The organism is Streptomyces sp. NPDC058459 (genome assembly GCF_042721685.1).
GTDB lineage: Bacteria > Actinomycetota > Actinomycetes > Streptomycetales > Streptomycetaceae > Streptomyces.
The window spans coordinates 1-12,043 of the sequence record NZ_JBHXLV010000192.1; the positions used below are offsets into that span (position 1 = coordinate 1).

General features: G+C 73.2%; 11 protein-coding genes and 1 pseudogene. 7 read left to right on the plus strand and 5 right to left on the minus strand.

Features of this window, described 5'->3' with window-relative positions; genetic code table 11:
* Nucleotides 1-114 precede the first annotated feature (114 nt).
* Complete coding sequence (locus tag ACFWN1_RS26580; RefSeq protein WP_384366922.1) at nt 115-516, minus strand: hypothetical protein; 402 nt, start codon at nt 514-516, stop codon at nt 115-117.
* Nucleotides 517-996: 480 nt separating this feature from the next.
* On the opposite strand from ACFWN1_RS26580, the gene ACFWN1_RS26585 reads away from it, so the two are divergent.
* A complete protein-coding gene (locus ACFWN1_RS26585; RefSeq protein ID WP_384366925.1) occupies nt 997-2,022 on the plus strand; it encodes a hypothetical protein in 1,026 nt (341 codons plus the stop codon).
* Between the two features lie 71 nt (nt 2,023-2,093).
* On the opposite strand, the gene ACFWN1_RS26590 is transcribed toward ACFWN1_RS26585, so the two are convergent.
* From ACFWN1_RS26590 to ACFWN1_RS26600, 3 genes are all read right to left on the minus strand, one after another.
* Nucleotides 2,094-2,345, minus strand: a complete 252-nt coding sequence (locus ACFWN1_RS26590; protein WP_384366928.1) for a hypothetical protein — start codon at nt 2,343-2,345, stop codon at nt 2,094-2,096.
* A gap of 53 nt (nt 2,346-2,398) precedes the next feature.
* Nucleotides 2,399-2,632: a hypothetical protein gene (locus ACFWN1_RS26595; RefSeq protein ID WP_384366931.1), complete on the minus strand. Its 234-nt coding sequence runs from the start codon at nt 2,630-2,632 to the stop codon at nt 2,399-2,401.
* 332 nt (nt 2,633-2,964) lie between these two features.
* On the minus strand, nt 2,965-4,149 hold the full coding sequence (locus tag ACFWN1_RS26600) for a hypothetical protein (RefSeq protein ID WP_384366934.1): 1,185 nt from the start codon (nt 4,147-4,149) through the stop codon (nt 2,965-2,967).
* A 192-nt stretch (nt 4,150-4,341) separates the two neighbouring features.
* Here ACFWN1_RS26600 and ACFWN1_RS26605 point away from each other — a divergent pair, with 192 nt between their 5' ends.
* From ACFWN1_RS26605 to ACFWN1_RS26630, 6 genes are all read left to right on the plus strand, one after another.
* Nucleotides 4,342-5,826 carry a protoporphyrinogen/coproporphyrinogen oxidase gene (locus ACFWN1_RS26605; RefSeq protein WP_384366937.1) on the plus strand — a complete coding sequence of 495 codons (1,485 nt, stop codon included), beginning with the start codon at nt 4,342-4,344 and terminating at the stop codon, nt 5,824-5,826.
* On the plus strand, nt 5,823-6,116 hold the full coding sequence (locus ACFWN1_RS26610; protein ID WP_384366940.1) for a hypothetical protein: 294 nt from the start codon (nt 5,823-5,825) through the stop codon (nt 6,114-6,116). The genes ACFWN1_RS26605 and ACFWN1_RS26610 overlap by 4 nt, the downstream gene beginning before the upstream one ends.
* Entirely contained in the window at nt 6,086-6,835 is a 750-nt protein-coding gene (locus ACFWN1_RS26615) for a hypothetical protein (RefSeq protein ID WP_384366943.1), read from the plus strand. The genes ACFWN1_RS26610 and ACFWN1_RS26615 overlap by 31 nt, the downstream gene beginning before the upstream one ends.
* A gap of 64 nt (nt 6,836-6,899) precedes the next feature.
* The gene (locus ACFWN1_RS26620) at nt 6,900-7,457 is read left to right on the plus strand and encodes a hypothetical protein (protein ID WP_384366946.1); all 558 of its coding nucleotides are present in this window, start codon (nt 6,900-6,902) and stop codon (nt 7,455-7,457) included.
* Complete coding sequence (locus ACFWN1_RS26625; RefSeq protein ID WP_384366949.1) at nt 7,445-8,488, plus strand: glycosyltransferase family 4 protein; 1,044 nt, start codon at nt 7,445-7,447, stop codon at nt 8,486-8,488. Before ACFWN1_RS26620 ends, ACFWN1_RS26625 begins: the two co-directional genes overlap by 13 nt.
* Nucleotides 8,485-10,161: a hypothetical protein gene (locus ACFWN1_RS26630; protein WP_384366952.1), complete on the plus strand. Its 1,677-nt coding sequence runs from the start codon at nt 8,485-8,487 to the stop codon at nt 10,159-10,161. The genes ACFWN1_RS26625 and ACFWN1_RS26630 overlap by 4 nt, the downstream gene beginning before the upstream one ends.
* Here the strand turns inward: ACFWN1_RS26630 and ACFWN1_RS26635 are convergent.
* Nucleotides 10,048-12,043: pseudogene (locus ACFWN1_RS26635) on the minus strand (hypothetical protein); the annotation flags it as partial. The gene ACFWN1_RS26630 and the pseudogene ACFWN1_RS26635 overlap by 114 nt on opposite strands.

Consider the following 12,043-nt stretch of genomic DNA (forward strand, 5'->3'; position numbering starts at 1 on the left):
CACGGCGACCTCGCTGTGATGCTGAACGTAGGCGGCCAGGTCCGGATTGAGCAGCCCGGTGCCCCACACCAGGTCGCTCATGCGGCGGGCCAGGGGCGCGGCAAGCAGCGGCTTTTAGTGCGCGGCCCGGTTGCGCAGCCCGTGCAGATCGCCGATTGCCCGGTCGACCGTCCCGCGGTTGGTCCCCGCCGGGAAGGCCCGGTGGAGGTGCGGCACCCACAGGGTCTTCTCGTGCGCCGAGGAGGACAGGTATCGCCACAGGCCCAGCGACAGATCCGCGATGATCTTCCCCGGCGGCGCCTGGACGCCGTACCGGCTGCGCGCGGAGTCGATGGCCCGGCGGGGCTTGTCGTTGATGTCGACCTGCCGTGGGCCTCGGGGGCCGCCCCGCTTTGTGCGCAGCAGCGGGCTCGCCGGATCGTCGAGCCAGTGGCCCGTTCCGGACCAGGTCGCGTCCAGCGCCCCGCTGTAGGCGTTGCGCAGCGCCACTTCGACGTGGCCGAGGTCGTGCAGCACCGCGCACGACAGCTCGCTGTTCCACCGGTACAGCTCCAGAGCCCGCGCGGTCGCCGCCGGTCTCGTTCAGGTACGCCCCGAAGCGGGCCGGGCTCAGCCAGGCCTCCACCCACGGGCCGGCGCCGGGGGCCGGGGAAGCGTGCGTCACGTTGTTCCTCCTTCGGATTCGGGTATAGTCACGGATGAGAAGCCCCGGTGGACCGCTGACCCTTGTGGTCATGTCGCCGGGGCTAAGACTTTTTCCGGGCCCGGCGCGTACCACCGCGCACCGCCAGAACGCGCCCGGTCCCCGCCGCAGCGGGGCCGTGGGCGCCACGGCGAAGCTCGTACACACCATGAGACCCCTCCGGGGCGGCCCTCCCGCTGCACTGGGACCACGGATTGATCCGCATGTGCGAGATATAGTTGAAATAGACAGATGATGACGATAAGCACAACATACGGATCAAAACGTGGCGATCAAAAGGTGAGAATTCGTTGGTGAACCGCTCCGCCACTGCTACCGCCAAGGTCCGCGCCCGCCTGGACGCGCTGACCACGCTGCGCACCATCGGCGCCCTGGCCGCCGTCGCCGACGCCGCCGAGGAGCTGGCCTCCCGCGGCCGTACGCCCGCGACGATCCGGATGCGCCGTACCTACCTCCGCCACGACGAACCCCGCCACGTCGACCGGGAGCGCAACGGTCTGCCCCGCACCGAGCAGCCCCCCGCCGCCCGCCTGATCGCCCCGCGCGGCGTCGCCGGCCGGTTCCACCTACTGCTGCTCTTCGCCGCCCACTGCCAGGCCGCCCCGGGCCACCGGTGGCACAACCGGATCCCGATCGAACCCGACAGCACCCGGCCGTTCTCCTGGATGGGGCTGCTTGGCGCGCACGCGCGCCACACCCCCGGCGGCCCGCGGGTCGCCAGCCCCCGCGTCAACAAGGCCCGCCAGATCACCGAAGCCGTCAAGAAGCTGCACGAGCACCAGCTGCTCGAGCTCCCCAACGCCGGGACCTCACGGCCCTTCCGCGACTTCCAGCTCCTGTGCGACAGCGGCGCCAGCACCAAGGCGGCCCCCATCCCCTACAAGGTGCCCCGCGCCGCGCTGCCCGGCGTCAACGTGCCGACCGAGTTCTTCACCCGAGGCTGGGTCAACCTGCTGACCCCGAGCGAGACCGTCTCCTACCTGATGTGGCTCGACATCAACCAGAACCCCGTCCACGACGAGCCGTTCGTCACCGGCGCCGAACGCGCCGGCCACTTCGGGCTCAGCCGTGACGCCTATGAGACCCACCGCCAGCTCGAAGCCTTCGGCCTCATCGACGTCGAAGCCGCCGCCGGCCGCTACGACGACGGGAAGTACGCCGACTACGGCACCGAGGCCGGCCGGCCGATCTGCCACCGGGCCACCCTCACCCCCGACGGCATCACCCGTGACGCGGCCGCCGTGATCGAGCCCGTACTGCACGCCTTCGCCGCCCACGGAACCTGGGACCGGCCTCTCGCCCTGCGCACGGGCCGCTGACCCGCGAACTCCACCGGCCGACGCCGTGGCGCCGCCGCTCGGCAGGCCCCGCCGGCTGATCGCGAGGCCGTTCAGGAGAGCTGTTCCTCCGGCCCCGCCTGCGCCGCGAGTTCGACAGCTCCTCCGCGGCGGTGCGCCTTGAAGCCGAACAACATGGCGCGGCTGCTGGTGTCGAGCCCGTTGGGCCCGATCCAGTCGCGCAGGCCCTTCCAGTCCCCGGCGTCCACGAGTTCACGGCACCGAGGGCAGGCAAGGAACCGGTCGCCGGAGAGGAAGGTTCCCCCGGGGTAGTCGACTCCGAACTCGTCGACCGCGTATGACACGGTGGGGTTGGGAGCAGCGCAGAAGTCGCAAACCACCACTCCCGGGACGAGGGTCATGGAGAACGAGCCATCTGCTCGTCCCGCAACGCGGCGCTGTCACCGCTGCGGAGGGCCGCCAGCCGCTGGTCGATGAAGTGCACCAGCAGCGGGTCCCCCTCCTCCCGGGCGTACTCGGACAGGCGCGTGACCTCGGCCGCGTCACCCGCCGAGTGGGCCGCAAGGATGCGGCTCACCAGCGCTTGTCCCCACGGCGAGTCCGTCAAGTCGTATGAGATGCCCTCTGCCATGTGCCCAGTTTGGCGATCACCGTGCCCCGGCGTGCCCCGAATCGAGGGGGCGCCACGGCGCCATAGCGGACTGCGTCCCCCAATGCCGGAGGGCGCGGCCTGCGCGGCTCGGAGCTCGTCGGCCGCTTCCGCGACGAGCGGGCGCAGTTAGCACGATCGCGCTGTACGCGGACACCTCCTTGGTGACCGCCGTTCGAACGAGCTCTGACGAGCGCCGAGGAGCGACAGGATCCGGCCAGGTGACCGTGTGAATCAGCTCGCCCGAGCCAGGTTGATGAGTTCGGAGACGCCTTCCGCGGTGGTGTAGGGCGCGAAGCCGGGGCTGAAGTTCTTCACCATCTGCACGCAGCGCGGGGCGCCGATCTTGGTGGCGAGGGTGAGGGATTCGCGGGCGGCCGCGGCGGCGAGGTCGGGTTGTCCGAGCTGGAGGTGACTGGCCGCTTCGTAGGTGAGGAACACCGCCCGGGTCTTGCTCCGCGCTGGCGGGAGTAGGGCGAGTCCTTCGCCGATGAGCTGGTGGGCGCGGGTGATCTGGCCGAGGTCGAGCAGGCACTGGCCGGAGTCGACGGCGAGGTCGGCTTCCGACATCCAGGCACACCAGGCGGGCAGCGGGTTGTCGGAGACGCCGTCGAGGTCGTTTTCCGCGGCAGCCAGGGAGCGCCGACAGTCTGTGGCGTCGCCGAGGGACGCCTGGGCGCGGGCGAGACGGAGGTGGAGCAGGGAGCGGGCTGCGGGGTGACGGGCGCGGGTGAGGCGCGTTGGAGGATGCCGACGGCCGTGTGCGGGTCGCCACGCCAGGTGGCCTGGTAGGCGAAGTCGCTCAAGACGCCGGCGCCCATGTCGTGGTCCCCGGCGGCGTGGGCGCTGTGCAGCGCGCTGTGCCAGAAGCGGCCGGCGGCGGCGTGGCGGCCTTGGTCGAAGCGGTGCCAGCCGACGGTCTGGGCCAGGGAGGAGGAGAGGGAGTGCAGGCGCAGGCCCACGGCGGTGGTGTAGCGGCCGGTGTCGATCAGGTCGGTGACGGTGGTCAGGTGGGCGTCCAGGAGCGCGGCGGTGAACTGGCGCTGTTCGGTGGGCAGTGCCGTCAGTTTCGCGCTGGTCTCCTCCAGCCAGGTGACGAGATCGGCGTCGACGGGCTTGCCGTCAAGGGCGGCCGTGAGTCCGGCGGGGTCGGTGGTGGCCCAGTCCAGGGCGAGGGCGGCCAGGGCGGTGCCGGAGTAGGTCAGGAAGGCGCGTCGGTCCATGGCGTTGTCCAGAGCCTCTCGAAGGGCGGGCACGGTGCTGTGGGGGCCGAGAGGAAGCGGTGCCGCGTCGTTCGCGCCGGGAAGCCAGTTGGGCCAGCCCAGAGCGGTGACGGTCTCGGCGGGAACGTCGAACACCACCGCCAGGAAGGCCTGGGACTCCGGGTCCGGGGTGACGTCGAGCTCCCACTTCCTGATCCGCTGCTTGTCGGCGCCCGAGCGCAGTCCGCGGGCCCGCGCCGCCTGGCGGACGGCGGCGGCCAGGTCGACCTGGGTCATGCCGCGCTCCAGCCGGGCGTGGCGAAGGGGGTGAAGGATCAAAGCGTCCACAGTGGGTCATCCCATCACTGAGCCGGCCCGGCAGGCGTAGCGGCGGGGGAGCCGGACTACCGCGGGACTACCCGGAACTCCTTCTGGCAATCGAACAGTTGAGCTCTACTCGACCAGTGGTCGGAGGCAGCCGGACCGGGCATGGACCGTCCGGCCGCCGGATCCGGCGCGCTGCGCGCGCTCGCCCCGCTGACTGGAGTGCTGATGCCCGTGACCTCGCGTGTTTCTCCCGCAGGCCGGACGACGGTGGTGATCGTGGGCGCCGGGCCGTGCGGGCTGGCGTGCGCCGACCAGCTGCGGCGCCTCGGGTACCACGACTGGCTGCTGCTGGAGGCTGCGGACGCGGCCGGCGGGCTCGGGTCCTCCGTGGTGGACGTGGGCGGGTTCACCTGGGATCTGGGCGGCCATGTCGTGTTCTCGCACTTCGGCGAGTTCGACCGGCTGCTTCAGGAGCTGTTCGCGCCCGGCGCGCTGCTGCACCACGACCGCTCGTCGTTCGTCTCCTTCCGGGACCGCTGGGTGCCCTACCCCTTCCAGCAGCACCTGCGCAGCCTGCCCACGGCCGACGCCCAGGCCTGTCCGACCGGCCTGCTGCTGGCCGCCCGCAACGGCCAACCCCGGACCGAGGGGGCGGACTTCGGCCGGTGGCTGCACGCCACGTACGGCGCGCCGCTGGTGGAGCGGTTCTTCGGCCCGTACAACTCCAAGGTGTGGGCCACGCCTCCGGAAGAGATGTCCAGCGGGTGGGTGGCTGAGCGGGTCGCGCCGGTGGACGCCGACCAGATCCTGGCCGCCTTCTCCGGCTCGACGGCCGCCGCACCGCCGCGGTGGGGGCCGAACGCGACCTTCGCGTTCCCCGCCCGGGGCGGCACCGGCGAGATATGGCGCCGGCTGGCCGCCCGGCTCCCGGCCGGGCGGCTGCGCACCGGGGCCCGCGCGGTCGCGGTCGACCCGCACGCCCGCACGCTGGAACTGGCCGGCGGTGAGGTGATCGCCTTCGACCACCTGGTGGCGACCGGCCCGCTGGACCGGCTCACCGCGATGACCGCCACCGCCCCCGCTGCGGTGCGGGCGGCGGCGCGGCGGCTGCGGCACACCACGGTGGCGATGACCGGGCTCGGCTACCGCGTCCCTACTACCGACACCCGGTCCTGGCTGTACTTCCCGCAGCCGGACGTGCCGTTCTACCGGGCGACGAACTTCTCCAAGTACGCCCCGGCGCACGTCCCGGGCGCGGACACCGGCCGCCGGTGCTCGTGGATGACCGAGACCGCGATGACCCCGGGCACGGTCCTCGACGAGCGCGCCCTGATCGCCTGCTGCGACCGGGCGCTGCGTCGCCACCACCTGGTGCCCGAGGACGCCGAACTCGCCGACGCTCACGTGGAGATGATCCCCTACGCCTACCCGGTCCCCACTCTGGACCGCGACGAGGTCCTGGCCACGGTCGTGCCGTGGCTGGAGGAGCACGGCATCTTCCCGCGCGGCCGGTTCGGCACCTGGCGCTACGAGATCGGCAACATGGACCACGCGGTGAAGATGGGCCTGGACATCGCCGCCCGCCTGGCCACCGGAGCCGCCGAGGACCTGGCGCCCTCCCCGCTGACCGCCCAGGCCAGGCCATGAGCGGCCAGGGCCGGGGCGGCATCGTGCTGGCCGGCCACCGCTTCACCCTGACCGCCGGCCTCGCGGGGCAGGACGCGCACGCCCGCGCGTTCACCGCCGCGCACCCGGCCCCCGCCTGCGGTCACCACACGGCGGTGACCGTCCACCACGGCGCCGCCGGCCACGCCCGCCTCACCTCCCGCCTGGCCGCCGCGCCCTCGGAGCCGGTGACGCCGTTTCGCGGCGAGCCGTACCATCGGGCCTCCCTCGGCGACACGGTGTGGTGGTACCCCGACCCGCCTCGCACCTGAAAGCCGACCACCTCTACGGCCGCGGCCCGGCCGGGGACCTGATTGTCGTGCTGCACCCCGGCGCCGAGCGGGCCGAGCGGTACGCGATGCGCGCGGTGCGCGAGAGGGTCCTGCGCTGCGCGGAAGACCGGGGCTGGACGCTCTTCCACGCCGCGTCCGTCGCCCTGGACGACGCCGGCGTCCTGATCGCCGGCGGCGCCGGGGCCGGGAAGACCACGGTCGCCCTCGCGCTCGCCGCACATCGCAGCGCCCGCCTGGTCGCGGCCGACCGCGCCGCCGTCACCGGGTGCGGCGACCAGGTGGTAGGGATGCCGCTGTCGTACCGGATCGCCGCCGGTACCGCCGCAGCGCTCCCGCCCCACACCGGCCTCCACCACTCCGGCGAGCCAAGGTCGGTGGTTCCTGGGTTCGGCGCCGGCTGCAAGGCGTCCTTCACCCCCGCGGCGCTGGCCGCCGCCCTGCGCACCGGCGTCCGGGAGAGCGCGCCGCTGCGCCTGGTGGTCCTGCCGAGACTCCACGACGACGACCGGCCGCCAACCGCGACCCGCCTCGATCCCGCCCGGGCCCTGGGGCGCTGGCGGCCGCGTGCTGCACCCCCGACGACGAGGACTGGCTCCAGCCGTGGTTCACCGATCCCACCCACACAACCGCGGTACTGCGCACCCGCTCCGCCGGCCTGCTGGACGACCTGTCCGCACGGGTCGCGGTCATCGCCCTGACGGCCGGCGTGCGCACGCCGCGCCTGCTGGAAACCCTTGCCGCCCTCGTCACCGGGAGCCTGCCGTGACCCAGCGCATCGCCATCGTCGGACCCGTCGTCGCGGGCAAATCTAAGCTCGCCGCCGCTCTCGCCGCACACACCCACCTTCCCCACCACGACCTCGACGCTCTTTACTGGGGCCCGTCCTGGACACCGCTGCCCGAGGACCGCTTCCTGGCCGGCGTACGCGACACGCTCACCGCGGACCGGTGGATCGTCGACGGCAACTACGGCGGCACCGTCGCCGACCTGCTACTCGTCCGCGCCGACCTGATCATCTGGCTCGACCTGCCGCTGCGCACCTGTCTGCCCCGTCTGGTGCGCCGCAGCATCCAGCGCGCGGTCACCGGCCAGGAACTGTTCGCCGGCAACCGCGAAACCCTCGCCCACCTGCTCGCCCGCGACTCGATCCTGCGCTGGGGCCCGGCGCACCACCACCGCCACCGCCGCAACTGGGCCGCCCGGCTCTCCGCCGCCGATGCCCTCGTCGTCCGCGTCACCCGCCCGGCCCGCCTCACCGAGCAGATGAAGGCCCTCGGCCTGCTGCCCACCCCGGAGAAGGCCTCTGCATGCCTGACCTGATCACCTCCGTCGTCCGCGTGCCCTGGCACAGCACCCATAGCGGCTACGACCAGCTCGTGCGCTACCTGCCCGGCGCCCGCACGCTGCGCCCGCCCACCACCCCCGCGGGCCGCGCCACGGCGACCGGCCTGCACGCGCTGCTCCGCCACCGGTGCCCGCTGCCGTTCTACCCGGCCGAGCACTGCGCCACCGACCTGCGTGTCCTGGCCTCTCGCCGGCCCGCCCACGTCCTGTACGGGGACGAGCAGTTCTGGTTCTCCCGCCACCGCACGGCACCGACTGCCGTCACCTACCACCAGCCGCCCGCCCGCCTCGCCCGACTGCTGCCCGCCGCGACCTGGCGGGCCCTGGCCCCGCGGGCGGACCGGGTCGTCGTCCTCGACCCGCACCAGCGCGAGTTCTTCGCCGGCCTGCTCCCGGCCGAGCGGGTCCACCTGGTCCCGCACGGCATCGACACCGTCGCGTTCACCCCGGACCCTGCCGGCCAGGAATCCGGTCGCGGTGCGCGGCGGCCGTCGGTCCTCACCGTCGGGTGGTGGCTGCGCGACTGGGACGTGCTGGACGCCGTCCACGAACGCCTCTTCCGCCGCCATGGCACGGGCGTCGACCTGACCGTCGTCACCCGCGACAGCACCAGCCGCCCCTGGCACCCGGCGGTCCGCGTCGTAGAGGCCGTCAGCGAACCCGAGCTGATCGCCCTGTACCGGCGGGCCACCGTCGTGCTGCTGCCGCTGACCGACGCGACCGCCAACAACGCCCTTCTGGAGGCCCTGGCCTGCGGCACTCCGGTCGTCGCCACCGACGCCGGCGGCACCACCTACTACACCGGCACCACCGACGCCGCGGTGCTGGTCCCGCCCGGCGACCCGGCAGCGGCCACCGAAGCCGTCCAGACGCTCCTGGAAGAGCACGGCACCGCCGCGCACGCCCGCCGCCGCACCGCCGCGCGGGCCCGCGCCGAGGACTTCGCCGGGCCGCTGGTCGCAGACCAACTCCGCGCCGTCCACGACAAGCTGGAGGCAGCCGCGTGAGCCCGGCCGACCTGTGGCTCCACGGCGCCGTCCCTGTCCTGGTCACCGCCCTGCTCGCCCGTGCGCTGTGGGCCTGGGCCGCAACCGAGACCAGCGCCGCCTGGCTGCTGACCCACCGCCGTGCCGCTGAGTCCGACCCGGCCCCGGCTTCAGCCCAGGCCGACGCGGAGTCGCCGTGGCTGGTGGTCCTGCTGCCCATGCTCCGCGAGCAGACCATCGCCCCGGCCGCCATCGAGGCGTTCACCGCCCTGGACTACCCACGCGACCGGGCCGCGGTCGCCGTCATCACCACCGAACGCGAGGAAGACGCCCGCCGCTCCGCCCGCGCGGGCCTTCCCGCCCTCGCCCAACGACCGCTCCTCCCCGGCGATCTGCGCGGCCTGTTCCCCGCCGCCCGCTGCCCGGACGTCGCCGACGCCGTCAACAACGCCGCCCCGGACCAGCGCGAACAGGTCCTCTACGACCTCTACGACGCCGAGCCGACCACCCGGCACGTCGTCGCGGAGGCCGCAGCCGACCTGCCCACCGGCCGGCTGCGCCTGGCGCACCTCCACCAGGGCGACGTGCCCGGCCGCAAGGCCGGCCAGCTCAACACCGCCCTCGACCAGCTCGACCGCATCCTCGGCCCCCTCGGCTGGACCGAAACCGACCACGCGGAGCACACCTACCTGGTCGTCTACGACGCCGACGCGCTCCCCGACACCGCCACCCTGCACTCCTTCGCCCGCACCGCCCGCGCCCACCGGGCCCGGACCGGCCGCAGACCAGCGCTCATCCAGCAGCAGCGCCTGCCGCTGGCCGCCCGCCGCCCCTTCCCGCCCGCTCCCACCGGCCTGCTGCTGGCCGGCGAATGGATCTACCAACTCCGCCGCTCCCTCGGCATCGAGCTGGCCCGGCTGCGCCTGCACCACTGGCTCACCCGCACCCGCCTTGCCGGCCCACTGCGCACGCTGCTGCGCCCGATGATCTACGCCGTGGGATGCGGCATGGCCGTTCACCTGCCCGCGCTCCGCGCCCTGGACGGCTTCCCCGAACCGATGGAAGACCTCGGCACCGGCCACCGCCTGTCCCTGCTCGGCGCCGACATCGCCCCCACCGGCGCGCTCGTCCTCGACGAGCCGTACACCGACCCGGCCGGCCTGACCAACCTCCACGCGCTCGCCTTCACCGCCTCCGCCCGCCCCGACCGGCACGCCGCCGCCATCGCCCGCCTCCCCTCCCGCCTCCCCCGCACCGGCAAGGCCGCGCTCATCGCCCGGGAGTGGGCCGACGAGGCAGCCTGGCTCCTCGGCGCGCCCCTCGCCGCGGCCGCCGTCGTCTCCTCGTGGTGGTCCGGACCCTGGTGGGCCGCCCTGGCAGCCACCGCGGTGCTCCTGCACGGCCCCGTGCTAGCTAGGCGGCGCGCCGCCCCGGCGGCCGGGGACCCGTCGGAAGACGGCGTGGCGGCCGTGGTCATGGCCCCGCCCGCGGTCCTCGACCGGCGGGAGACCGGGAGTGGCCGGGACCTGGCCGGGCGGCTGCGCGACCACGGTCCTTTGTTCCGGCGTTCCGGCCGTCTGTCAGGAGAAGATCTTGACGATGGGGGACACGAGGTCCTCGGCCGCCTTTTCGACCTTATTTATGACGGGCTTGACCGCCGAGGCGGCCTTGCCGCCGCCGCGGGTCACGAGTGACAGCACTGTGCGGCCCGCCGCGGCCGCGAACTCACCACTGCCGAAGCCGTGCTCGATTCCGGTGGCGATGGCGCTGATGCCCGAGGCCACCACCGATACCCCGAAGCAGATGGCTGCGATGCTTCCCAGGACCGGGGCCGCAGGGAAGAAGACACAGGCCACCCCGAAGCCCACACCGAGGAGTCCTGCGGCGACGCTGACCTTGTCGGCCGTGTCGGCCCACCAGGAGGCGTCATTCCACCACTCGTCCTTGTCGCCGCCTTCGGTTCCCTTGGGATTGACCTGGTCGTTGGTGGAGGAGTCGGCCGGGTTGCGCTGGGCGTCCCGGTCCCGCTGGGCCTGCTCGGCAGCCTGGCGCGCGGCAGCCTGGATCTCGGCGGTCCGCTTGACGGTGGCGGTCTGGCGCGCCTCGGCGGCGGCAGCGGCAGCAGCCTTGGCATCGTTGCTTGCGGCGATCTCGGAGGCGCGGGCGTTCGCGGCGGAGGCGTTGGCGCTGTTGGCTGAGGCCACCGCGCTGCGGGCCGCGTCGATGGCCCGGTTGGCGGAGTAGTTCGCGGAGCGGGCGGCGCTCTGCGCGGTGGAGGCTGCCTGCTTGGCCTTGTCCGCCGAGGCGCGGGCGTCGGCTGCCGACTTGTCCGCGGCGTCGGCGTTCTCGCGTGCCTTCTTGGCGCTGTTGGCGGCTTCGTTCGCCGCGATGACTGCCTTTCCGGCCCACTCCTGGGCCTCCGTGGCGGCCTTACGGGCCAGGGCGGCGGCCTCCGAGGCCCGTGCCGCGTTCTGCACGGCCTCCTGAGCGGTCTTGGCCGCGGTCGCGATGGTCGCCTGCATGGCTGCGGCGTGTGAGAGGGAGTCGTGGTCGAGTTCGGCCGCCCGGTGCAGCACGGTCTCCACGAAGCGCCGCCGCATCCAGGCCGGCCCCTCCATGGCGACATCGGCGTAGGCCCTGGTGTAGGCGCCGCCGTTGGCCATGGCGGTCAGGGTGGCCACGGCATCGTCCTGCTCGACGGCTTTGTTCAGATCCTCGTCGAAGAACTTCTGCAGGGCCTCGGGGGTATTGGTGTTGAGGGCGTCGTTGGCCGCCTTCGTGACTGCCCTGCCGGGCTTGGTGTTGAGGATCTTCAGGATGTTCACCCTGTTGTCCGTGGCACGCGACTTGATGACGCCTGAGGTGTTGAAATCCCCCTCGGCGGGGAGGCCTCCGGCCAGGGCCTCCGCTGCAGCCCGGGCGACGGCCGGCTCGGACACCTGAGCGATGAACAGGATCGTCTCGCGGTTGTCCTGATTTGCGGCAAGCTCGCGGTCGAGGTCGATCCAGGAGTAGACGTCCTCTTCGGTTCCCGATAGGGCGAAGCGGGCGGCCTGACGCGTCCAGCTTCCCTTGGAGTTCAGCAGTGCGACGGCCGCCTTGCGGCCCAGGGTCCCTGCGGCGGCGAGGTCGTTGTTCCCCAGTGCCTGCTCGGCCTTGGCGATGAGGTCCTTGGTGGCCTGGGCGGTCTGCTGTTCCTGGGTCCGCTTGTTCAGGGCGGCGGCGCGCTCGGCCTTGTCCACGAGGGCGAGCTCAGCGGCTTCCTTCATCCCCTGGATGCGGTCGATTTCCAGGGTGGTCTTTTCGGCGTCGCGGGCCTGCTTCTCGACCTTGACGGCCTCCTCCACCGCCTTGGTGGCGTTGTCTGCGGCCTGCACGGCCGCGCCGGCGTAGGCGGTGGCCTTGTTGGCGAAGTCGACGGCCTGGCCCGCGTACTTGACGGCTTCCTCGGCGGCGTCGGCGGCCTTCTCGGCGTGTCCGGCCGCGGACTTGGCAGCATCCCGCGCGACGCCCGCAGCCTTGGCGGCGGCGCCGGCCAGGGCGCTGGCCGTGGATGCGGCGTTGGTCGCCTGGTTG